Below are 19912 nucleotides of genomic sequence, written 5' to 3' on the forward strand. Positions count from 1 at the left end.
AAGCACAACGAAAATCTTGTCATGTCCTATTTCGCACTGCTCATTGCCTTCGTGAATATCATACCACAGCTCCCATTAAAAGAAAATAGGTGCAGTTATCCACTAAATGAATTGTGGATAATGTGGATAATGTGGAAACCAGGTATACATAATTAGGATTTCTCCACCAAATCATGTCGATTTGCTGATAAAACCGAGATTTTGTAAATTGTAAGAATATAAATTATGTAAATTAAAAATCCACATAGCTTCTTAACATAAAATGTTGAAAACTATGTGGATAATGTGGATAACTATAAGCCTAAAAGCTTTTCCCCCACTTTTACTATGTCTCCGGCCCCCATAGTTATCAACAAATCACCGTGTATACAATTTTCCAAAATAAATGTCTCAATCTCATCAAAGGATGAAATATAGTGGCATTTTACACCTCTTTTCTCGATTCTCTCCGCAATATCCTTAGAGCTGATGCCTAAATCGTCTGCTTCGCGGGCCGCATAGATGTCCGCCAGGATCACCTCGTCAGCCAGGGACAGTGCCTCTGCAAATTCGTCCAGAAATGCCTTTGTCCTGGTATAGGTATGAGGCTGGAATGCCACCCACAGCTTCTGATGAGGATAGTGCTTTGCCGTTTCAATAGTCGCCTTAATTTCCTGGGGATGGTGGGCGTAATCATCAATTATGGTGATGCCGGACAGCTCTCCCTTTTTTTCAAAACGCCGGTTGGTGCCGGTAAAACGCTTCAAACCCTTTTTAATCTGCTCTACAGAAATTCCCAGCTCTGTACAGACTGCCGCAGCTGCCAGGGAATTATACACATTATGCTCTCCCGGAACGCCAAGCGTTACGGTATCCACAATACTTCCATCCACCTTTAAATCATAAGTAGCCCTTGCCAATTCGTCAAAACGGATGGCTTCGGCCTGATATCTGCTTCCCGGCTTCTTGCCAAATGTGATCACGTTGCATGGCAGTCCCTGTGTGATCTCTTCCCTGTTGTCTATGTCGTTGTTAATCACCAGAGAGCCGGTTTGGGGAAGCTTTTCAGCAAACAGGCGGAAGGAATGACGGATATCCTTAATATCTTTAAAGAAATCCAGATGATCAGCCTCTATGTTCAGAATCACCTCCATGGTGGGGAAAAAGGAGAGAAAACTATTGGTATATTCGCAGGCTTCTGTTACAAACAGCCTGGGGCCACCCACCCGTATATTGCCGCCAATGGAATTTAAAATTCCGCCTACCGATATGGTGGGGTCTGTTTCAGCTGCCAAAAGAATCTCAGTGATCATAGATGTGGTGGTGGTCTTTCCGTGAGTTCCGGATACAGCTATGGAATTCTCATAATTTTTCATCATCTGTCCAAGAAGTTCTGCACGGCTGAGTATTGGAAGTCCTTTTTCTTTGGCCTGTGCAAATTCCGGATTATCGGGATGTACGGCGGCGGTATAGACAACCACGTCAATTCCTTCTTTAATATTTTCTGCCCGCTGGCCATATGCGATTGCTGCGCCCTTTGTCTCTAAATGGCGTGTCAGCTCTGATTTCTGGGAATCTGACCCGGTAACGGTAAATCCCTCGTCAATGAGAATTTCTGCCAGCCCGCTCATGCTGATTCCGCCTATTCCAATAAAATGAATTGCCTCTGGTTTATGAAAATCAATTTGATACATGCTTTTTCCATCCTTAATTTTGTTTTCTGTAATAAATAATGCCTTCCTTTACTTTTACCGCTTTTCTTTCGTAAAGGCAACTGCTTTCTTCTTTATTATATAAGAAAGCACCGAGAAAATCTACAATATAATTACAATCAAAAAAATGCACCTTACAGATTTTATGTTCTGTAAAGTGCACTTTATGACACAGTTCTTATGACCCCAGGGCAATCGGCGCCACCTCTTCCTCAAGGCTGCCACTGCCTTCCCCTGGAATTCCTACTGCAGATACCATCAGGTAAAGCATTTCCTTGAAGCTCCGGAAGGGCTGTTCCACCCTGCCTTCCCGCCAGTAAATAATGCCCTGCCATGTAGAATGCTCACGAAACATTATTTTAATTGAAAAGGTTGCCTTTAGCCCGCCTGTCCTGCACATGGAACAAACCTCATTGGAAATCAGACGACCGTATTGCATTCCATATTTTGGAATTCTTTCCTTTAAAATCTTGACTTCCATAAAATTTCCCAGGGTCCCTGCAAGATCAGCCATGGCTTCGTGCCGTTCTGTTAAGTCAGCAGGTATATTTTGATAGTTTCCCTGGATCTGCCCTGAATCATAAGCATCTATGGCCACATGGAAGGTATTCAATGATTCCCCTTCCTGTCCCATCTGGAAATCTCTTCCTAACATCTTGTTCATTAAAAGTATTAATTGCAGCGTGCTTTCAAACGATTCCTGCCGATCTCCTTCCTCCCAGTGGATCAGTCCCTGCCAGCTGGCGTGGTAACGATATTGTACATAGATACGGAAGGTGTTCCGTTTTCCTCTTCGTTCTTCCTCCTTACTGATCCTTGTTGCAAAATCAGGAGGATTGGTCCCGGGAAAATGACGCATTTGAAATGTCTGCTTTGGACAACCCATGGAATCAAATATACGGTCCATATTTAAAATCATCTCCAGCATACTGCCGTATTGAATTCCCTGAGATTCATCGCAATGAAACATAACCCCCTTAATACTCCAGTCGTTGCATTCATCCACTGCCACGGTAATATACCGGTCGGTACCGCGAACTACACTCACTCTTCCTTTTGACATAATTTCCACCATCATCCTTATGTTATGTTATAATTATAAACGAAGGCAGTTACATTTTGGTAACTTTTTTTCACATTTAGATAAAATTTTTATATCGATTGTAACCTGCCTTTTAATTTCTGTGATATGAGGGAAGAAAACACTCTCTGTAATAATACTTTTATAGAATTTTTTTCTATTTATAACAAAGAAAGCTTATTCAGGCTGCTAATTACAAAACACCTGAACAAGCTCAAAAAGTAGCTTTTAAATACATGGAGCTATGCTGCGGCACCGTATAATTCCAGAGACTATTATTTATCTGACATAAAACGCCCGAATATTACATGCCTGTAGCTGTTCAGCACGCCAAGCAGTATGTTTCCAAGAACTCCAATCACGAGAATTTCCCCTGCTCCAACCGTAAGCATAGCATACCAGATGATATCCTCTGAGCCGTAAGCGTACCGCAGAACCCATGGTATGATAATGGTATTTGCCAAAATCGGCGGGAGGCATACCAGCCATCTGTTTTTCCGAAGCTTATAGGAACCGATAGCTCCGATCAGGGTTGCAAGGCTTCCGAAAATCACATCCAGGGTAGCTGCTCCGCATAATAAATTTGACAGAAAGCACCCAATAAATAATCCAGGAATTGCTGCCGGAGTGAAAAATGGCAGAATACAAAGAATCTCTGAGATCCTAAACTGGATGGGGCCGAAGCTGACAGGTGCAAAAATCATGGTCAGCACAGTGTAGACTGCAGCAATCGCCGCTGAAAAAAACCATGAAATAGGTCTTTTCTGAAGTTTTGTAATGCATATTCATTTCTCCTTTAGTTTTGTTTTAGGTGTGGAAGGTCTCGAACACACCGGTCGTTATGTGAAATTCCTTGTAAAATCGAGGGTTTCACGGCCTTATTATATCAATGATGGCTTTAGGGAAATGGCTACTACACAGTTTTTACACAGTTTTGAAAAAAAACGATAGTCCTTTTTTTCTTTTTTTAACCCTCATCAACGGATACAGTATATCACTCATAATCGCAGTAATCAAGCCTTAATCATGTGTAGGGTACAATTATGCCCTGTAATACAGGGCAGGCTCTTGCTCTACATGATGCGTATGCACTTGAGGTGGGAGAGTTCCTGCCCTAGTTTGATAGATCCTGATTCAATTGCGTACCCTGTCATTCTGGGCGAGAAGATACAGACAATACTGGTTCATGCTGATTCCCTCTCTTTTTGAATGTTCCGCTAACTGGCGATGCAAGGATTTAGGTATTCTCAGTTTAAACTGTCCGGAATATTTATCCAAATCATCCGGCTCTGGTATTTCATTACCATCTTCAAGCATAGCCTCCAGCCAGGCCCTTTTCGCTTCCTTTGCATGATCAATGGCCTTTTCAATCGTATCTGCACAGGTTATACACCCCTTTAAGTCTGGAAATGATACAACATATCCTCCTTCATCAGGGTCCTCTATTATCTCCATTCTATAATGTAGTTTCATATATTCATCAACTGTTCTCATCGTCCAGCACCTCACTTTCAACAATTTCTCTCACCATCTGCACATATATCTTTTTAATCGGCTCATTCTTTGGTATGGTAATTGGCATACAGCCTGACTTCCGAAATGTATAATGGCTGCTTCCCCCTTTAGGGGACTTCATCTCGTACCCATAGGATTCCAGAACACGGCGCAATTCATTAAATCGCAGATCCTTGGATAAAGAGCATATTCTATCTAATAATTTATCCATTGTGACATTATCTATAATCCTCTCTTTATAATATATTATACTCTGGTATCATATACGGTGTCAATATTTCGCTTAGTTATTTTTTCAAACTATTTAACAGTCTCATAAATTTTTATTCCTGTATCACACTGTTCACAACAATAGAACTTTACCACAAATACAGAAATTCTTATTTAAAGATCTCCTCCATTTTTTCCATTTCAATTTTTTTTGTTGTAGGAAGGACATGAGAGTAAATATCTGCACTCATTGCTAAAGTGGCGTGCCCAAGAATCGTTTGCATGACCTTTAACGATATCCCCTGCTCAAGACCTCTTGTCGCAAATGTATGTCTCAATGTATGGAATGTAAATTGCGAAATTTCAATATGCTCCTCCTGCATCTTCTTGATTATTTTATTCAATTCGGCCGTTATCTTTTCACGGCTGACTGGTTTTCCATCCGTGCCGGTAAATACCAGATTATCCAGACCTTTTAGTGGCTTCCACCAATCTCCAGCCAATTCTTTTTGCTCCTTCTGATTCTTTTCTTGTTCCTTAAGTAATTCATAGCAAACCTCCAGCATGGGAATATCCCTTTTTGATGTTTTAGTTTTAGGTGTCTCTATGTAGTGGCCCAGTTCTTTTACATATTTTATTGTTCCGGTAATATGGATAATTTTTTTTGCTAAAATCCACATCCGACCAGCGAAGCCCCCTTACCTCCCCATTTCTCATTCCAGTAAAGAGCGCAAGTTGAAACAGGCTACAATACTGGCTATGTTTCTGAGCATATGTTAAAAATTGCTTTTGTTCCTCTGCAGTCAATACCACCCTTTCTCTCCGCTCTTTTGCTTTGGGTATGGTTGCCATGGCTACAGGATTTTTAACAATCAGCCCTGATTTTACTGCCTGTTTTAAACATACCAAATAAAATTACACTCACCAGCTTAATGGTTCCTTCTGCATAATCCTTAGCTGCCATATCATTATATAATCTCTGATCTGCTCCATACGAATACTTGTCACCCGTTTTTTTACCTAGCACAGGCATTATATGAGCATTATATGTATTACGATAGACTTCTTTAGTACCAGGCTTTATGCGGATTCCCCGGAAATCCTTCATCCACTGCTCAAACCATATTTCAACTGTCATTTTACTGCTCTGAGCATACATCTGATGAGTGGCTTCATATCGGAGATCATTGAGTTTTTTTCACTACGACTTTTAAGTCTTTATCGTATATTGCCGGATATAATTCCCCTTCATATTGAAAACGTCCCATATAAAGGCCATCTGCCTTTGGCTAATGCCCTTCGGCAGCTTTTTTTCCATTCTTATCTAATGCCATTTTTTATAGAGGCTGCCTTTTTGTAAAAGCAGCCCCTTTACCTCCTTAGTTTGAATTTTCAGAAACCCAGTCATTAAATTTTTCTATATCTATAAGTAATCTTCTCCCAATTTTTACCCTTACCTGCGCTTCTTGGGCAAGGCGCAAAGCAGAGTTCCGTCCAATATTCCCTGCATATTTTTGAAATTCCGGTATACTCAACAGTCTACATCTCTCCATCTTCTTCCCACTCCTCTTCTTCTTTTTTTACTTCTGTTTCCGTATAATTTCCTATATAATTCGCCGGAATACAATACATATTATTTTTTCTCATATCATTCGTGTTATCAATCCCCATTAAAAACAGGGCTTCCAAAGAGTACTGCTTCCGTATATATTCTCTGGCAATAACCTCGTTTCTGATCTTTTTTTACATATTTGAGGCCTGTAGTTTCCATAATATATTCCAGAGAACTTAACTTTTCGTAAATTCCTGTTTTATATGGAAAAAGGACCACCCATACATCCATCATCACTCTAACCCCCTTTCAATTATCCAAATTCCTGTTTTATTACACTTGCTCATATTTTTTATGGTATATGGCAGGGAATACTCACAAAATTTCTTCTTTATTAGGTTCATTGCTATTTGTTCCTTCTGGCTTCTTCTACGGCTGATTTTAAAAATATCCAAAAGTTTTTCACTAATCCCCACCATTTCCTCCCGTCCAAGTTCTTTTCCTAAAAGAGGATCTAATAAAAGTTTAATGTCCTCTAACAGTGATCCATTACCATTTCCCGGCCTCTCAAGATCCCCATATGTTTTATGTCCAGGAATCCATTGCAAAATTTTTTTCTTTGAAACCCTCAAAAAATTCTCTGCCTTCTTGTGAATCTTCCATGTATTTCCAAAGCTGTATACGGTGGTAATCGTTGATCGCCATACTGAACCGGTTATAACATATGTGCACTCCCCCTTTTTCCGCTTTAACAAAAAGTGGCATAGGTAATTGGGAAAAAAACGCCTTTAAATCCCTTTAAGCTTTTGTTAATATTATTTTCCATTTCCGTATATTCGTCTTCAAGCCTTCTTATTTCCTGTTCAATCTCAGAAGGCTTAGGAATTCTGATATAAAGATTAACCGTCTCTTTTTCGATAATCCTTTTTCTACCTACCATCTGTATCACCTCTTCCCTATAAATATGGAAAATAACAACATGTTTGATACGATAGTCTTTTAGATTGACACCCACATCCAGGAAACGAGTGGCTACTAAAAATTGTTTATCAAAATAATTTTCCTTTATTATTTCATTAAAGGTTTTTTTTCTTCTGATGCCAACTTATTTTCCGCATCCATGTAAACTGCTTTGTCTTTTCCCAACTTTTCTTGCATACGGGCTCCTTGGGCTTTTGATTTTACAAAGATAATTGCCTTTTCTCCAGCCGGGATCTCAAGCAAATGCTTAATTATTGTTGATTCTTCTTCAAAAAAAACAGGTTTTACATAACTATAGTCCTGTTGGAAACGATATACAGTTAGATAAACATCATCTAGCGGGAAACCATATCGGTTAAACTGGGGCGGGTTTCTCCCCGTCACTTCATTTTCAATGTCCACGATTTCTTTCAAAGCGATCCCCGCGTTGCCGTCATATAAATACGTTTTGTCTCTGCTCCTATTTGAAGCACAAGAAGCCTTAAAATCTCTTCGGTAAATGAATTGAAGCAGGCATCACCGACAAATGCATGAACTTCATCAATAATCAAAAAATCATAATCTTTTCGTTTCTCTAGCACGTAGTTTTTTTTATATTCACTCGTCAGCTCCTGTAAAGTAAATATATCCAACGGTCCGAATTCAAATTCTCTTTGGATACCTTTGTCCTGTAACTCCTCAAGCTTTTCCGGACTATATAGTTTTGCGATATCACGCTTATATTGCATGGTCAAGGCCACACGTGGAGTAATCAAAAGTCCTTTCTTTCTCCTACTCAAAATCAGAGGACTTATGACCTCATTAACTAATGTAGATTTGCCTGAACCTGTTTGCGATATGATAAAGTATCCTCCCTTATTCCAAGCTGCAACTTTACCTTCCGTCAAAAGATTCGAAACAAACTGATGTGAAAAGGGATCATATACCTTAAGTCTCTCCTCTTCATAGTAGCGGTATATTGAATTTCCTTCCGCTCTTTCTGATTCTATCCTATCCTCCAATGGTTCCATCCATTTTCCCACAGCTATCATTTTTTTTCCTCCATATTTTTCTTGTCACCATATATTAGGGACGCTCATGAAAAATCATGACATGCATGTTTTTTTCTGTAAAGTTTATTTCAAAAGCTTTTTTCAAGGTTCCTTTTGTGTTAATATATTCATGAATAAAGTCATTATAAGATATTTCATGCTTCTTGCAGTGGACCAAAATTCGTATACCAAAACGCATCCCTAAAGGAGAAAACGATTTATGCTTCGTTATGATTTTAATATATTGGTTAAAAAAACTTGATTGCCATCCAGAATACCGCGATCTATGCCATCAATTTAAAAATAAATCTAAGCTTTCTGAGGCATCTTCTATTGATAATATATGGGAAACTTTAGAGGAAATTATTCATTCTTTTGCACCGGATTATGTTTTTGCTTTAACTCACATGAAAATAGAGATTATCATGTCCATCTATACAGCAATGGCATATGAGTTAATTCCTTCTATTGGTAAAAACGAGTTAGCTAGAATTTATTCAAGTATTTCTACCAGGGATATGGAGAGCATTCGGCATAGTTTGAGTACAGCCACTGCTGATTTGAGAGAATCATATTTTGGACCCTATAAAGATTTTAAATGTCCAGAAAATTTGGTTGTTCAGGAAAAAAAAGATTCCACGGAAAACGGAGACTCACCGAAAAAAAAGTGATTCACCTGTAAAACCTGTAAAGTGGAATTCCGGTAAATATTATTTTTCCACTCATAACTTAAATTTTACAAATCTTCAATACCTGTTGCCTTTTTGGGCTGAAGAAGAATTAGCAATACCAAAAACAGAAGTACAAGAATCAGAAGCGCAAAAAAACGGAAACAAAAAAAATCTTCTCAATTAAGTCCTTTAATAACATAGATTTTTATTATTATATGGTCAATTGTAAGAATTGGTCTTTTTTTCCTGAAAATCAATTTGGTATGACATTTTTTTAAATGGCATAAAGGAATATCTGCTATGTTTAAAAAAAGATGAATTTTATATAATTAAAGGTGACTCTGAAAAAAACAGTTCTGAACAAGATACTTCTTTTGAAAAAAGAGCACTCCGCATTTATTTTTGAGCACCTTTTTCATCCATCTTATTTTATAAAGAATCTTACAGATTATTTAGAGAATTTTAAAACACTATTTTCTTCAACGAAATCTCCCGAAAGAGAAAAAGCTATGATTTTAACAATTCCGCTTTCGTATCTTCCTTTTTCACTGCAGGAAACAATGAAAGAATTTTATTTTGAAAGTTTAAAATCATACTTAAAATCCCCTGAAAATACGGGGGTAGAATTATCTTTTAGAAAGTATTTATATATCATCGCAAGTTATAAAGGATATTTATTTCCTTTTGCAGAGTCACTTTTTTGCAAATTTGCTTAATATGGTATATATTGAGAACGGCGCTTATGACTTGGAAAAATTACGTGCTATTCTGAAAAATTATATTATCAGCAATATTGAGCAATATAATTTTCATGCTGTTATACAGAATCAATTAACTAAATTTGATGAACTTAGTTATTATTCAGATGAACGAAAGCGCAAGGGGAAAGAAATTAAATTATCGACTCCAAATACAGAGAAAAGAAATAATTTTGCCATTGAAACCTTTGAAATAAATTATACCTACAATTACTTTTCTTCAGTTCCTATGAATGACATTTTTTTATTGCGAATCCTTTTCAGGCAGACATATTACTTTAGAAGAATATCTGAATCTTTTTTTCAGAACCTTGGTTTAAAAAAATTTAAAGAAGTAACAGATTCCAGAACTCCAAACTATGAAGAATTTAAAAAAACTTTCATAAACTTATAGGTGCTATGAATGTGTTCCTCATAGCACCTATATCAATCGATTATTATAATCTAAGGTGATCTGACCCAATATTATTAACAGCACAACTACGTAATTGGTCGATCAATATTTTTATTTCTGCTTTCCCGTAATGACCACTTAGCTGATGTTCACAGCTTCATCCGCTTCTGTTCCCGCAGCCTCCATTTTCTCCAGCGCCTGGAGGACTCTCCTGACAGCATACCTTGCATTGCCTGTCAACTGCCTCTGCCAGCAGCCGTTTTTCGGACTCCACTTAAACCCATTGGTTTTCAATATTTCCCGGACTTCCGGCTCTGGTTTTCCGTCAAAGATCAGCTGTAACCGCATAAGTTCTTTGTTCTCTACCATCTGAAAGAAGCGGTTCTCCCGTTCCGTTGTTCCGGCATCTTTTTCCTTTTTCAGCTGTTCCAGACGAAATCTTGTATTTCTGATTGTGGCATTTTGATTTGTAAGCTGGTAGGTCATGAATGGCTTATTTTCATAATGAAAGTCACGACCCATTTCCTTTTTCAGCCTTTCCGTCTGTTCCGGTGTCAGCTCCGGGCAGCCCTCCAGTGTCTGATTCTTCCGGTAGTAGACATTGACTGCTTTCATCATGGCCTGGTCAGATTCCAGTTTTTTCAGCTTTTCTTCCAGAAGCATAACTGCATTTTCATCTCCTGATAAGATCGGCTGTTCCATCGTCAGCAGATATTCGATTTTTCCTGCATAAGACTGTAAATACTCCCAGTCTTTCATCAGCTTTTCCCTGCGCCGGTTCTGCTTTTCCTTCTTTCGTACAGGGAAATTTGCAGGACCGGAAATCATTACACTGGAACAACTCGCTTCATTCCGGTAATAGTTGTTATAATATTCTGCCAGCTTCCGGCTGTAACGGTCCGCCATTTTTACGGCTTTCTCCGTTAAATGGGGTTTTCTTTCTTTGATCTGATCCACGACAGCATAAATCCGGTCTACATATTTTTTATACTCCGCAGTGGCACTCCCTGCTACATAATCATCTAATGAATTGATATGTTTTGCCGTCCTTGCGGTCTGTTCGTTGATCGTATAATAATTCTGTTCCATCTCTGTCTTTGTCCTCCTGATCTGTTTTAATTTCCCAGCCGAAGCACACAGCTCCGGCCAGGTTTTTGTTTGAGTTTACACCGCCCCATTGAGGGCTTTATGAAATGCTGGAGCATCATCAATCTTTTTCTATAAAGTCGGTACAGGCCGGGTCATATTCTCTCACGAAATAATCTGCATAAATCCGGCATCCGCACGAGCCAAAGTAAGTACATTCATCACAGATATGCGCCTCTGCAGTCTCCCTTGCGGAAAACCACGAGAAATATTCATGGTCAAATCCAAAGTGTCTGTAAGCCATGAAACCGTTCCCACCTCCATATGTTCTTTTATACTTTTCTGCCTGGTACGGAGCAAAACCTGGGGCTCACAAACCTGTTTTAAATCCAGCAGTTCTTTGTATTGCGTTAAGTACTGCAGGAAAAAAATCCCTGCTTTCTTATCAAAATAAATGCTGCAATTGTGAGACAGATCCACGCAGTGGTCAACAAATATGATGTCTCTGACTTTCCCCTTTAAAAGCCCTGCCTTTGCGATCTGTTTCCATTTTTCTCCACCGAAAGAGGAACTCCAGGCCACCCGCTCCGTGTCAAACATCCGGAGACCCGCTTTTAAAATATCGCTTTTGTTGTATACGGAGCAATCACGATAGACGTCATTTCTTGACTGGTCCGCCGAGTAATAGTCCTGTATATACTGGGAGCTTGAGATCTGCAATGGCGCAGTTCCGCCGCAACAACCAAAATCGTATAATCATAAATGGCTGACGCAAATTTCAGAATATATGTATCCCGGAAATCACAAAACTCTCGAAACCACTGGCTATGACTATGTCTCATTGTTTCCAGATGGCTGCCCTGGTTGGAAGACAGCAGGGCTGAGATTGCCTCAATGGCATAAAATTCCTGTACCAAACAATAGATATTCAACAACTTCATATGATTCCCTCTCTTTACCTATAGGAATGGTTTCCTTGTTCTTTGTATTTGTCAAACTGACACCCCTGACAGGGAAACAATCCTGTGACCGTCATTCCTTTTTACACGACCAATTCCAGCATAAAATTTTGGAACGCTTCATATGGAATAATTTTTTTCTGTCACTGATTGATAGATCATCTGCAAAATATAATCCGCCTCTTTTGTATCAGGATCTACACCCCCGGCAAAGCACATGGTCGTAAATATGGCCCTGGCCTGTTCCGGTACGTGATCCTCATCCCAGCTGTTTTCTGCAATAAACTCCTGCAGATACGTTACAAGTTTCTCTTTCATGAACTTTCCTCCTGGAATCTTCTGTTTTTCCGGAATGGATTTCTTTATTTGTTATCTATGGGAGCAGAAAATAAAATTCTTCTTTACCAAAGCCATTACCCTAATGAGATCTTTTCTGACTTCCTGTTGTTCAAACATGCCTCCGATTTAAATATGATCTCAATCGTTTCAGAGGAGCGGGAATAACGGTATACCTGGTTGGACAGACGCTCCTCTTCCGGAACCTCGCTTTGATTGATCTCATTCACCATGGCACCAAGTTCTTCGTAAGAGTTCTCCCCCTGGTCTGGGATTAGCAGCGTTTCATGGATACTTGATGGAAGTATGATAAGATCCGCTCCCTGCTCCTTAGCAAATCCTTCCAGAAAGTTCTCATACAAGATACAGCAGGCGCCATTCATCATTCTTTGATTGGACAGAACATATAACGGAACCTGGTCCTCTCCCAGCAGTTCATCCATGATTCCAGCATCACCAAAGTCTTCCAAATCTACGTTCAAAAACTCCCCTATACTGTCTTTCATATTCCTGATATGAGCCGGAAAAAGCTCTGGGGTATTCTTCTTTGCCAGTTGAAATAATTCCTCCTTCGTTGTGCCCCAGGATACCATATGGGTACTGTAAATAAGGGCCGTCATCTGTCCGCTTCTGCATTCACCTAAGAACAGATAGAAGACTACCGCGAGGTCCAGAAATTCCACATAAGGAACCTCTTTTAACAGCTCCTGATTAGACGCTCGATGTATGAGCTTATAAGCCACTTTATTTCTTAAATTATTAAAATCAACCAACTCCTCCATTGTTGTATTTCCAAAGGAGATATTCGCATTCTTTTCATAGAGACCCAGGAGCCGTCCTATGATTTCCTGCATTTCCATTCCCCGCTGAAACTCTTCAAAGTATGGATTCAAATAGATCGTAGGAGAAAGATGTTCCTTTCCTTTGGAAATCACCAGCCCCTCCAGCACCGTATCATTATTCTTAAGAATCCGTTGAACCCTCACATGAAAACCATCTCCTAACTGCTTTTCTATCTCTGCCTGAACCTTCAATAAGAACTGATTATATTCCATTTGCTTTTCCTCCATTTTTCTGGTAGTGTAAAATCTGATATTTCATTTTTTATAACAACTTATATTTTGATCATTCGTTATAGGAAACCTTCTTATATATCTCATCTTAAAAATGGGCTACTCGTTTCCTATGGCCTCCGCCATATCTTTTTTGTCATAAACAAGCACTGCCGGTAAGTTGGAACAGCTGCTCCTATCAAACCGGTAGTACTTTGCATATGGATTGTCTTCTATGCTCTTGATTAACGGTGCAACTTTCATATTTCGATCAATATTCTCCTTCACATAATCCAGTAATTCTTCCCGTTTAACAATAAGGTACTGCGTCAGACCGGCATTCTCTAAAATAGAATACATGTGATCAAGGTCTATGCCGTCATCTGCAATCAGCTTTTGGATATTCATCTCTTTCCCCATTTCCATTACCTGCCTATTTATCTTTTGATTCCCTTATCTACTTAAAAAAGAAGCATCCCTTTTCGAATGCTTCTCTCCATGCTTCTTCCTGACAGTTCAAAAACTTTATGCGGTTTTCATCAGGAACCTTTATTAAATTTTATAAAACGATGTTTTTTTCTCTGTTGTCCGCCAAAGACCCCCGTTTCTGTTCCTTGATTCATTCGTTTTCCAGCATCATTCTGTAGATGCGGAACCCATCCTTCACGCCGGCGAAATATAAATACCGGTTCTCATCAGCGCACCAGGCGATCCAGTCATCCCAGAACGTTTCCATTTCCTCTTTCCATTCCTTTCCCAATTGTTCCAGGAGACCTTCCATTTTATGCTCAAAGCCTGCTTCCTTCGGGACAGGTCCCTCCGGACGGGCATTTAAAAGCATCTCAATCCTTTCACAGATTACCTGATCCAGTAAATCTTCCACACTCATTTTTTATCACCTCCCTTTTCTTTCCACGTCAGGAACACCCCTACACAGATAAAATAGCGTGCCCCATGATAATGCTCCTAAATCTGCTTATTTTCTGCACAGGGGGCAGTCCTTTTTCATATAGCTCTGGTAGATACGTCCGCAAACAGGGCAGATCGCCAATTCCCCGATTCTAAACTGCTCATCAAGCCATGCCTCCGGGTCCTGTCCGGTAATACTTAGGAACATTTCCTCTGCGATCTCCTTCTGCCCCAGGCTCATTTCAAGAAGCTCCTCTCCGGTATAGCAGCGCCCAGTCCTATCCGGGATATAACAGGGTCTGTCCAGGGAATGACGGAACGCTTCCAGATCCTTATAAGTCCCATTCGTAAAAAGCACTTCTTTGGAAACTGTCCGGACTGCCTGGTTGCCTGAGAAGCAATTTTTCTACCAGAACCATCCACTTTCATGCTGCCTCTCCACTTTCTGATATCTCCGGACACTCATTCCGGATTTCGCTCATATCCACGGAAATCTCTGTCTTAATCGTTTCATCCATGGACATGGCCTTTTGGAAATCCACAGATACAGGTGCATATTTCAGCGCCCGCTTAATGACCGTCTTTTTCGCCATATCCTCATAATTCTCCGTCCACGGACTGTACTTGCTCCCAAAGGATTTTGAATATTTAGCGGCAAAGACATCCATATCTGCCTTATTGCTGACTTCAAATCCATACCCTCCATTGGACAGCCGGAACAGGCCGTAAATAAACGTGATCTCTCCCCGTTCCTCCTCTCCCGGACGGTGGACCAGCTTGGGGTCCAGCCCGTATTGATATTCAAAATAATCGAACTCCCGAACGGCCTGCCCCTGAATCACCTGGATCTGCCCTGTACGGTAAGCCAAGTCTATCATGCCTTTATATCCAATCTGAAACTGGCATTCCAGCACACCTTTGTTTTTATAAGGAATTAAATACGCTTGACCCAGCGGAGTGTTAGGCTCTAATCCAAGCTGGGCTGCATTCATCATGGCTGCAATAAAGGACATGGGGGTACAGCCTGCCAGCTCCGGCGTGTTATTGATGGCGGACAGCGCCATCCTTGTAAAACGTTCCGGGGTCAGTACCGCAGGCAGTGCCCGTTTGATTTCCGGTTCCAGCGCCTTTACCATGTCTGCGATTGTCATGCTTTTTGTCAGCTTCACCTGGCTGTTCTGACCGGAAGCCTTTCTCTCCAATTCATTTTTTACATCAACTGCCATTGTTTCCACCTTTCCATCGAAAAAGGACCATCCTCTCAGACGGCCCTCTCATCAACAATTAAAATATTAAATTCACATAATCACGCCTGGAATCAACAACTGAATATATCATTTTGGCAGCACGGAACCCTTCCAGTGATTACGCCGCCTTGATACTGAACCGCCTGGAACTGGTCCTGTAACTGAATTCTGTATAAATTTCCGGTTTCTCTGCCTTGATCCGTTTGGAATCCAGATGAAGCGTGTCCACGTTGCTCCAGGTCACGCGGTACTTTTCATTGTAAGCCATTTCATGATCCTTCATGAACAGCTTGATCTGCTGGTCGATCTGGTTCTTCTCCTCTCCCAGCTTGTCCATCAGCTTCACGATCTCCAGCCTGCGCCGGATTTTATCGTCAAATCCGGTCAACAAAATGGCTGAGTTTTTTTCTGGCCGTGTGAAAATACTGCTCCAGCACTTCATCACAGGCTTCGGAACCATCCGGGTCCGGTATGATCCGCTTTACTACATGATCGTTCCAGAACTGCTCTTCAATGGAAACAAGGTTCTTGATTAAGTCCTCATCTCTTGGGATTTCAGCATATTTGAATCCACGCCCTAAAATGACCACAGCAATGTACCAGGTCTGCTTCCCGGTTACACTCATATAATGATGGCATTGGATTAAGTAATGGGCAGGGATTTCATCCTCCTTCCATTTATCCATGTTATAGGCGCTAGCCGTCTTACATTCCAGCCCTGCATCCTTTCCCACAATCAGCCGGTCCACATCCGCAAGCATAAAAGGATGCTCTTCACTGCGGTACATCATATTAGAGCGTCTCACCTTTAGCCCGGTTGCTTCCATAAATCTCCGGGCAACGTAATCCTCTAAATCCCTGCCCTGACGCATGGCTTCATTATCGATCTCTTTCACTTCCATGGTGGTCTTATCCTGGTAAACACTCATGGGACTTGCATAGGGATTCAGACCACATATAGCCCCGGCATCGGAACCGCCGATGCCGGTCTTTCTTAATTTAAGCCATTCTTCATGACTTAGGTCTGCTGTTGATATGCTCTTTGACATAGACAGCCTCCTTCTTTTAAAAAATATTCCGTGTTACAAATGATCTTCTTATATCCCGCTTATATCAAGCTGCATCATCTGGCAAGGCCGGATCAATCAGACCCTGCTCTTTGAAACTATAAAACCCGGCCTCACCCAAAATGATATGATCCACTAGGAAAACTCCCAGCAGTTTCCCGCATTTCCGGATTCTCCTGGTAATCGCCTGGTCCTCCCCGCTGGGTTCTGGGTCTCCAGACAAATGATTATGAAAGCAGATCACATAGGAAGCGTTATTCAAAAGCGCATGTTTAAAAATATTCCTTACATCCACACTGCACATGCTGACACCTCCTACTGCCGCAACTTCCGCCGCCATAGGCTCCAGTCTAGCGTTTAAGGACATGACAAGGACCATTTCCCTGTCAGCTAAGTCAAACAAGGGCCTTACCGCCTCAACTGCTTCCAGAGGGGAGGAAAAACATTTCATCCCGCATAGGGTCCTGTCCTCCTTTATCATCTGAAGGTGAATCATGCTGACATTCTTTTTTGGGCTTGGCCGTTTCATCATGTCAACGATCTTTTTTTCTTGTACTCCACATTTCACCTGCGAATCTCCTTTCCAAATGAAAAGAGGAAGCTTCCCTCTGCCAAACAGGAGGCTTCCTTTTTCACCACTTATTTTTTTCCACCCTTACAGGATTTTTCCCAAACTTCCTATAAAAGTTCCATTAACAGCATTTTTGTACCAACAAGCCCCTCATACCAACAGACACTTCTTGGGACCTCTCTAAGATAGCTTTCGGTCAGTTCCGTCATAGCCAAGTATTCTGTGATCTGCCTCTCGAACAGATCAAGGACATCAGGACAAGCTCCCGCTAGCAACAGTTCAAAGTCCTTGCACGCACGTAAGTTGTCCCACCGCCCATTAACATGGGTTCCATCCTCCGGCCCATTTCCTTCCCTTTGTAATTTCCCCTGCATATCCGGCAGCCTCCTTTACAAAGTCTCAGAGAACACCGAAAGGAATATCCCCTGGGACCGACAGATGATACCACCCGGATCACCTCACTTTTTCAAGTATACAATAATGCGGCCATCTTTTCCGGTTGCTATCTGGTAATCCCGTCTTAACTTTTTCAAGACCCCAATACCGCCGCCGGCTACTCCGATCATGACGCAGTCACCGCTGCTTCCGTTCCTAAAATGGTGGCCGCAGGCGTCCCGGCAACCAGGCTGACAACACCGGAAGCACCACCCGTTATGGGCATCTGCATAAGAGCGATGATGCAACCGCCAGACAAACCAGGCAAAAGCTCCAGAGGGTAATGTTGATCTTATACAGCTTCTTTACCTTAGCAGCCAGGTCTCCCTCTAATTCGATCCGGTCCTTTCCATCCCGTACTGCCTGACCAAACTCTTCTTCATCACGAACATACATGGTTTTTCCCTCCTTTACGACGCCGTTACCAGCGCATATGCTTTGTCGATCATAGCATTTCCGTCCACCGTCCGGGCAAATAAACTCTCCCGGTAATTCGTCCGTTCCCGGAGCGGCTTGGAATGGGTGGCAAAATCAGAGACAGCATTGACAAACCGGTATGCATTCTTCCCCACATGCTGTAAATCCGGGGCAGAATAGTACCGGTCCCTCACTTCTTCCTTCATCTTCCGCAGGTTTTTCAGCTGCTGATCTGTCGCATTGTCAAGCAATGGGAACAGGGCATCAATGTATTCATAGACCTGTTTATCCGTCAGCTTCTGCCGGTTCAGCTGGTCAATGCTTCTTCCCAGCTCTGCCATATAGGCATCTGCATATAAAAGCGTATATCTGGCATCCTCCATCTTTCCCCGGATGTCACCCACATGATTGGTGGACCAGGAACGTTTTGCCGTGGACAGCGCCAGGTTCAGCGTGTTTAAGCACACCACACGGATCGGTGTCATTGCCACCTTGATGGAACCCGATCCATCATGACTGTTCATAAATACCAGATAGGGCGTGACCTCATCCCCGCTGATGATATATCGCTGGGGAAGCTTCGCTAAATCCAGGTCCGTCGACCCTCCTGTAAGGAGCCGGCCGTTTCATACGTGACCCCTTCTCCTAACAGTGCATCCGTAAAGGCAAATGCCTCCTGATTCTGCACCACCTTATACCGGTCCGTCACTACGCCCAGTATCCGTTCATCATTGTCCCTTACATTTGCTTTAAATCCTAAAACGGGAATGCCATCGTTGGTCATGATATCTTTCTGGATAACCTGCCAGTTAAGCCCGGCAAGCTCCAGGGCGGATTCTGAGGTGGGAGCCTCTGATACGGAAGTGCCAAGGCCATGCCAGGGCGCCTTTCTTCCTGTGTAGAACATTGTTTCAACTTCTGCAGCCATTCTTCTTTCCTCCTGTCTTTGAATTCATTGATCTTATTTTTGTACCTGTTACATGATTTTTCATGTACTTTAAACTGTCCTCCTATTTTTTTCTTTCCTCTACACGTTTTTTTCCTCCTTTCCGAACAATAAAATACCCTCCGGCTATTAAAAGGCAGGAGGGCCAAGCGGGTTACCAGACTGGCCCTGAAAAGCTGCATTTTTCAGAAAGCCGCAAGTTCCTTACACCTGGTATTTTTCCGCAAAAGAATCCCCAGGCCTTTAAGAGCCTGGGGACTGGTCCGGTTATTCATCTTTTCCTAATAATTCAAGAATGCAGGTAATTGCTTTTAAAATAACCGTGAGAATTTCTTTGTACATGAAGTTTACCTCCTTAAAGGATTCTCACGGTTATAATATTTAATTAAGATTATATACCTTTTATGAATGAAACTCTTTCTACTACTATGGCATGGAATATTCCGCCGTTCTTACATAAGTCCCACCAAAACCTGGAAAATCCATTCCTCCAAAGCTTTGTCCCTCTAAAGAGGTTACGGTGATTGTATCAGCAGCGTCATATTCCAACTGCATAGATGGAATATAATTACCCGCCTCATAAGCACTATATTCATAATATTCCCATATCCCATCCGTTCCATCAGTGTGAGCCACAAGATATCCCTCTGTTTCTCCTGCTTGATCTCCATAGCTTCCGCTAAAATATACCAAAAAGGAATCATCACCCGAAGAATATGTAATTTCCAATTCAGCCCCGCCCTCATTTCCAAGTTCTAACGTATAAACTCCGGTTATTGATTTTTCTTGGGGCTGATTATCTGCTGATTCATTCCCTGTATCTTTATTGCTGTAAGTGGAATCTTCCGTTTCCAACTGCCCATTATCCTAGCTAGAAGCAAGCTCTGTTGTTTCCCTCTCAGATGGATTTGCAGAAAATTCTGTTTCTTCTGTCTCGCTGGAAACATCCCCATATGATTCTTGTGTATTATTCTCTTGTACACCTCCAGGAGAACACAATAAA

Annotated in this window: 32 protein-coding genes; 3 read left to right on the forward strand and 29 right to left on the reverse strand. The window is 41.4% G+C overall.

Annotated elements, in window-relative coordinates:
- Positions 1-293: 293 nt before the first annotated feature.
- The 13 genes from murC to JCM10519_RS13575 form a co-directional block, all read right to left on the reverse strand.
- A complete protein-coding gene (gene murC / locus JCM10519_RS13520; RefSeq protein ID WP_054739757.1) occupies positions 294-1673 on the reverse strand; it encodes a UDP-N-acetylmuramate--L-alanine ligase in 1380 nt (459 codons plus the stop codon).
- Between the two features lie 196 nt (positions 1674-1869).
- On the reverse strand, positions 1870-2754 hold the full coding sequence (locus tag JCM10519_RS13525) for a hypothetical protein (protein ID WP_347844177.1): 885 nt from the start codon (positions 2752-2754) through the stop codon (positions 1870-1872).
- A 293-nt stretch (positions 2755-3047) separates the two neighbouring features.
- A complete protein-coding gene (locus JCM10519_RS13530; protein WP_347844246.1) occupies positions 3048-3476 on the reverse strand; it encodes a QueT transporter family protein in 429 nt (142 codons plus the stop codon).
- 430 nt (positions 3477-3906) lie between these two features.
- The gene (locus JCM10519_RS13535; RefSeq protein ID WP_054739764.1) at positions 3907-4266 is read right to left on the reverse strand and encodes a type II toxin-antitoxin system HicB family antitoxin; all 360 of its coding nucleotides are present in this window, start codon (positions 4264-4266) and stop codon (positions 3907-3909) included.
- A complete protein-coding gene (locus JCM10519_RS13540; protein WP_054739766.1) occupies positions 4253-4498 on the reverse strand; it encodes a toxin HicA in 246 nt (81 codons plus the stop codon). Before JCM10519_RS13540 ends, JCM10519_RS13535 begins: the two co-directional genes overlap by 14 nt.
- 169 nt (positions 4499-4667) lie before the next feature.
- On the reverse strand, positions 4668-5177 hold the full coding sequence (locus tag JCM10519_RS13545) for a site-specific integrase (protein ID WP_054739768.1): 510 nt from the start codon (positions 5175-5177) through the stop codon (positions 4668-4670).
- A gap of 185 nt (positions 5178-5362) precedes the next feature.
- Complete coding sequence (locus JCM10519_RS13550) at positions 5363-5635, reverse strand: hypothetical protein (protein ID WP_347844178.1); 273 nt, start codon at positions 5633-5635, stop codon at positions 5363-5365.
- Between the two features lie 241 nt (positions 5636-5876).
- Complete coding sequence (locus JCM10519_RS29920; protein WP_347844179.1) at positions 5877-6050, reverse strand: hypothetical protein; 174 nt, start codon at positions 6048-6050, stop codon at positions 5877-5879.
- Positions 6037-6186, reverse strand: coding sequence for a hypothetical protein (locus tag JCM10519_RS29925; RefSeq protein ID WP_347844180.1), 150 nt, complete (start codon positions 6184-6186; stop codon positions 6037-6039). The genes JCM10519_RS29920 and JCM10519_RS29925 overlap by 14 nt, the downstream gene beginning before the upstream one ends.
- 156 nt (positions 6187-6342) lie before the next feature.
- Positions 6343-6681, reverse strand: a complete 339-nt coding sequence (locus JCM10519_RS13560; protein ID WP_347844181.1) for a hypothetical protein — start codon at positions 6679-6681, stop codon at positions 6343-6345.
- Positions 6682-6797: 116 nt separating this feature from the next.
- Positions 6798-6989 carry a hypothetical protein gene (locus JCM10519_RS13565; RefSeq protein ID WP_054739776.1) on the reverse strand — a complete coding sequence of 64 codons (192 nt, stop codon included), beginning with the start codon at positions 6987-6989 and terminating at the stop codon, positions 6798-6800.
- A 128-nt stretch (positions 6990-7117) separates the two neighbouring features.
- Positions 7118-7444: a hypothetical protein gene (locus JCM10519_RS13570; protein WP_054739778.1), complete on the reverse strand. Its 327-nt coding sequence runs from the start codon at positions 7442-7444 to the stop codon at positions 7118-7120.
- A complete protein-coding gene (locus JCM10519_RS13575) occupies positions 7441-8061 on the reverse strand; it encodes a DEAD/DEAH box helicase family protein (protein ID WP_054739780.1) in 621 nt (206 codons plus the stop codon). Before JCM10519_RS13575 ends, JCM10519_RS13570 begins: the two co-directional genes overlap by 4 nt.
- Positions 8062-8225: 164 nt before the next feature.
- Here JCM10519_RS13575 and JCM10519_RS13580 point away from each other — a divergent pair, with 164 nt between their 5' ends.
- The 3 genes from JCM10519_RS13580 to JCM10519_RS13590 all read left to right on the forward strand — a co-directional run bounded on the left by JCM10519_RS13580 (position 8226) and on the right by JCM10519_RS13590 (position 9884).
- A complete protein-coding gene (locus JCM10519_RS13580) occupies positions 8226-8732 on the forward strand; it encodes a hypothetical protein (protein ID WP_347844182.1) in 507 nt (168 codons plus the stop codon).
- 374 nt (positions 8733-9106) lie between these two features.
- A complete protein-coding gene (locus JCM10519_RS13585; protein WP_347844183.1) occupies positions 9107-9448 on the forward strand; it encodes a hypothetical protein in 342 nt (113 codons plus the stop codon).
- A gap of 1 nt (position 9449) precedes the next feature.
- Entirely contained in the window at positions 9450-9884 is a 435-nt protein-coding gene (locus JCM10519_RS13590; RefSeq protein WP_054739785.1) for a hypothetical protein, read from the forward strand.
- Positions 9885-10022: 138 nt separating this feature from the next.
- On the opposite strand, the gene JCM10519_RS13595 is transcribed toward JCM10519_RS13590, so the two are convergent.
- The 16 genes from JCM10519_RS13595 to JCM10519_RS13670 all read right to left on the reverse strand — a co-directional run bounded on the left by JCM10519_RS13595 (position 10023) and on the right by JCM10519_RS13670 (position 19764).
- Complete coding sequence (locus JCM10519_RS13595; protein WP_054739787.1) at positions 10023-10973, reverse strand: hypothetical protein; 951 nt, start codon at positions 10971-10973, stop codon at positions 10023-10025.
- Positions 10974-11135: 162 nt separating this feature from the next.
- Positions 11136-11690, reverse strand: a complete 555-nt coding sequence (locus JCM10519_RS13600; RefSeq protein ID WP_347844184.1) for a hypothetical protein — start codon at positions 11688-11690, stop codon at positions 11136-11138.
- A gap of 359 nt (positions 11691-12049) precedes the next feature.
- Positions 12050-12247 carry a hypothetical protein gene (locus JCM10519_RS13610; protein ID WP_054739792.1) on the reverse strand — a complete coding sequence of 66 codons (198 nt, stop codon included), beginning with the start codon at positions 12245-12247 and terminating at the stop codon, positions 12050-12052.
- A gap of 95 nt (positions 12248-12342) precedes the next feature.
- A complete protein-coding gene (locus JCM10519_RS13615; RefSeq protein WP_054739794.1) occupies positions 12343-13320 on the reverse strand; it encodes a DUF5688 family protein in 978 nt (325 codons plus the stop codon).
- A gap of 117 nt (positions 13321-13437) precedes the next feature.
- Positions 13438-13737, reverse strand: a complete 300-nt coding sequence (locus tag JCM10519_RS13620) for a hypothetical protein (protein WP_054739796.1) — start codon at positions 13735-13737, stop codon at positions 13438-13440.
- A 199-nt stretch (positions 13738-13936) separates the two neighbouring features.
- Positions 13937-14206 carry a hypothetical protein gene (locus tag JCM10519_RS13625; RefSeq protein WP_054739798.1) on the reverse strand — a complete coding sequence of 90 codons (270 nt, stop codon included), beginning with the start codon at positions 14204-14206 and terminating at the stop codon, positions 13937-13939.
- Between the two features lie 87 nt (positions 14207-14293).
- Positions 14294-14584, reverse strand: a complete 291-nt coding sequence (locus tag JCM10519_RS29930; RefSeq protein ID WP_347844185.1) for a hypothetical protein — start codon at positions 14582-14584, stop codon at positions 14294-14296.
- Positions 14585-14651: 67 nt separating this feature from the next.
- Positions 14652-15452 carry a recombinase RecT gene (locus tag JCM10519_RS13635; RefSeq protein WP_054739801.1) on the reverse strand — a complete coding sequence of 267 codons (801 nt, stop codon included), beginning with the start codon at positions 15450-15452 and terminating at the stop codon, positions 14652-14654.
- Positions 15453-15591: 139 nt separating this feature from the next.
- The gene (locus tag JCM10519_RS29935; RefSeq protein ID WP_347844186.1) at positions 15592-15861 is read right to left on the reverse strand and encodes a hypothetical protein; all 270 of its coding nucleotides are present in this window, start codon (positions 15859-15861) and stop codon (positions 15592-15594) included.
- Positions 15848-16522, reverse strand: coding sequence for a lambda-exonuclease family protein (locus JCM10519_RS13640; protein WP_347844187.1), 675 nt, complete (start codon positions 16520-16522; stop codon positions 15848-15850). The genes JCM10519_RS29935 and JCM10519_RS13640 overlap by 14 nt, the downstream gene beginning before the upstream one ends.
- A 64-nt stretch (positions 16523-16586) precedes the next feature.
- The gene (locus JCM10519_RS13645) at positions 16587-17108 is read right to left on the reverse strand and encodes a JAB domain-containing protein (protein ID WP_347844188.1); all 522 of its coding nucleotides are present in this window, start codon (positions 17106-17108) and stop codon (positions 16587-16589) included.
- 110 nt (positions 17109-17218) lie between these two features.
- Positions 17219-17485, reverse strand: a complete 267-nt coding sequence (locus JCM10519_RS13650; RefSeq protein WP_054739804.1) for a hypothetical protein — start codon at positions 17483-17485, stop codon at positions 17219-17221.
- Between the two features lie 277 nt (positions 17486-17762).
- Positions 17763-17942 (reverse strand): hypothetical protein, encoded by a 180-nt coding sequence (locus JCM10519_RS13655; RefSeq protein ID WP_054739806.1) that lies wholly within the window; start codon positions 17940-17942, stop codon positions 17763-17765.
- 14 nt (positions 17943-17956) lie between these two features.
- The gene (locus JCM10519_RS29940) at positions 17957-18556 is read right to left on the reverse strand and encodes a DUF932 domain-containing protein (protein WP_347844247.1); all 600 of its coding nucleotides are present in this window, start codon (positions 18554-18556) and stop codon (positions 17957-17959) included.
- Entirely contained in the window at positions 18547-18891 is a 345-nt protein-coding gene (locus tag JCM10519_RS29945) for a DUF932 domain-containing protein (RefSeq protein WP_347844189.1), read from the reverse strand. Before JCM10519_RS29945 ends, JCM10519_RS29940 begins: the two co-directional genes overlap by 10 nt.
- Positions 18892-19335: 444 nt before the next feature.
- Entirely contained in the window at positions 19336-19764 is a 429-nt protein-coding gene (locus JCM10519_RS13670) for a hypothetical protein (protein WP_054739809.1), read from the reverse strand.
- Positions 19765-19912 lie beyond the last annotated feature (148 nt).

Source organism: Clostridium sp. NkU-1, from assembly GCA_001312405.1.

Excerpts from the sequence above, each read along its gene's own strand:
- JCM10519_RS13535 (WP_054739764.1), bottom strand. The coding sequence starts at position 4,266 with ATGAGAACAGTTGATGAATATATGAAACTACATTATAGAATGGAGATA.
- JCM10519_RS13615 (WP_054739794.1), bottom strand. The coding sequence starts at position 13,320 with ATGGAATATAATCAGTTCTTATTGAAGGTTCAGGCAGAGATAGAAAAG.
- JCM10519_RS13540 (WP_054739766.1), bottom strand. The coding sequence starts at position 4,498 with ATGGATAAATTATTAGATAGAATATGCTCTTTATCCAAGGATCTGCGA.
- JCM10519_RS13650 (WP_054739804.1), bottom strand. The coding sequence starts at position 17,485 with ATGCAGGGGAAATTACAAAGGGAAGGAAATGGGCCGGAGGATGGAACC.
- JCM10519_RS13655 (WP_054739806.1), bottom strand. The coding sequence starts at position 17,942 with ATGTATGTTCGTGATGAAGAAGAGTTTGGTCAGGCAGTACGGGATGGA.
- JCM10519_RS13530 (WP_347844246.1), bottom strand. The coding sequence starts at position 3,476 with ATGATTTTTGCACCTGTCAGCTTCGGCCCCATCCAGTTTAGGATCTCA.
- JCM10519_RS13640 (WP_347844187.1), bottom strand. The coding sequence starts at position 16,522 with ATGTCAAAGAGCATATCAACAGCAGACCTAAGTCATGAAGAATGGCTT.
- murC (WP_054739757.1), bottom strand. The coding sequence starts at position 1,673 with ATGTATCAAATTGATTTTCATAAACCAGAGGCAATTCATTTTATTGGA.
- JCM10519_RS13550 (WP_347844178.1), bottom strand. The coding sequence starts at position 5,635 with ATGACAGTTGAAATATGGTTTGAGCAGTGGATGAAGGATTTCCGGGGA.
- JCM10519_RS13545 (WP_054739768.1), bottom strand. The coding sequence starts at position 5,177 with ATGTGGATTTTAGCAAAAAAAATTATCCATATTACCGGAACAATAAAA.
- JCM10519_RS13590 (WP_054739785.1), top strand. The coding sequence starts at position 9,450 with ATGGTATATATTGAGAACGGCGCTTATGACTTGGAAAAATTACGTGCT.
- JCM10519_RS13565 (WP_054739776.1), bottom strand. The coding sequence starts at position 6,989 with ATGGTAGGTAGAAAAAGGATTATCGAAAAAGAGACGGTTAATCTTTAT.
- JCM10519_RS13625 (WP_054739798.1), bottom strand. The coding sequence starts at position 14,206 with ATGAGTGTGGAAGATTTACTGGATCAGGTAATCTGTGAAAGGATTGAG.
- JCM10519_RS29945 (WP_347844189.1), bottom strand. The coding sequence starts at position 18,891 with ATGGCTGCAGAAGTTGAAACAATGTTCTACACAGGAAGAAAGGCGCCC.
- JCM10519_RS13525 (WP_347844177.1), bottom strand. The coding sequence starts at position 2,754 with ATGTCAAAAGGAAGAGTGAGTGTAGTTCGCGGTACCGACCGGTATATT.
- JCM10519_RS13620 (WP_054739796.1), bottom strand. The coding sequence starts at position 13,737 with ATGGGGAAAGAGATGAATATCCAAAAGCTGATTGCAGATGACGGCATA.
- JCM10519_RS13635 (WP_054739801.1), bottom strand. The coding sequence starts at position 15,452 with ATGGCAGTTGATGTAAAAAATGAATTGGAGAGAAAGGCTTCCGGTCAG.
- JCM10519_RS13610 (WP_054739792.1), bottom strand. The coding sequence starts at position 12,247 with ATGAAAGAGAAACTTGTAACGTATCTGCAGGAGTTTATTGCAGAAAAC.
- JCM10519_RS29920 (WP_347844179.1), bottom strand. The coding sequence starts at position 6,050 with ATGGAGAGATGTAGACTGTTGAGTATACCGGAATTTCAAAAATATGCA.
- JCM10519_RS13575 (WP_054739780.1), bottom strand. The coding sequence starts at position 8,061 with ATGATAGCTGTGGGAAAATGGATGGAACCATTGGAGGATAGGATAGAA.
- JCM10519_RS13595 (WP_054739787.1), bottom strand. The coding sequence starts at position 10,973 with ATGGAACAGAATTATTATACGATCAACGAACAGACCGCAAGGACGGCA.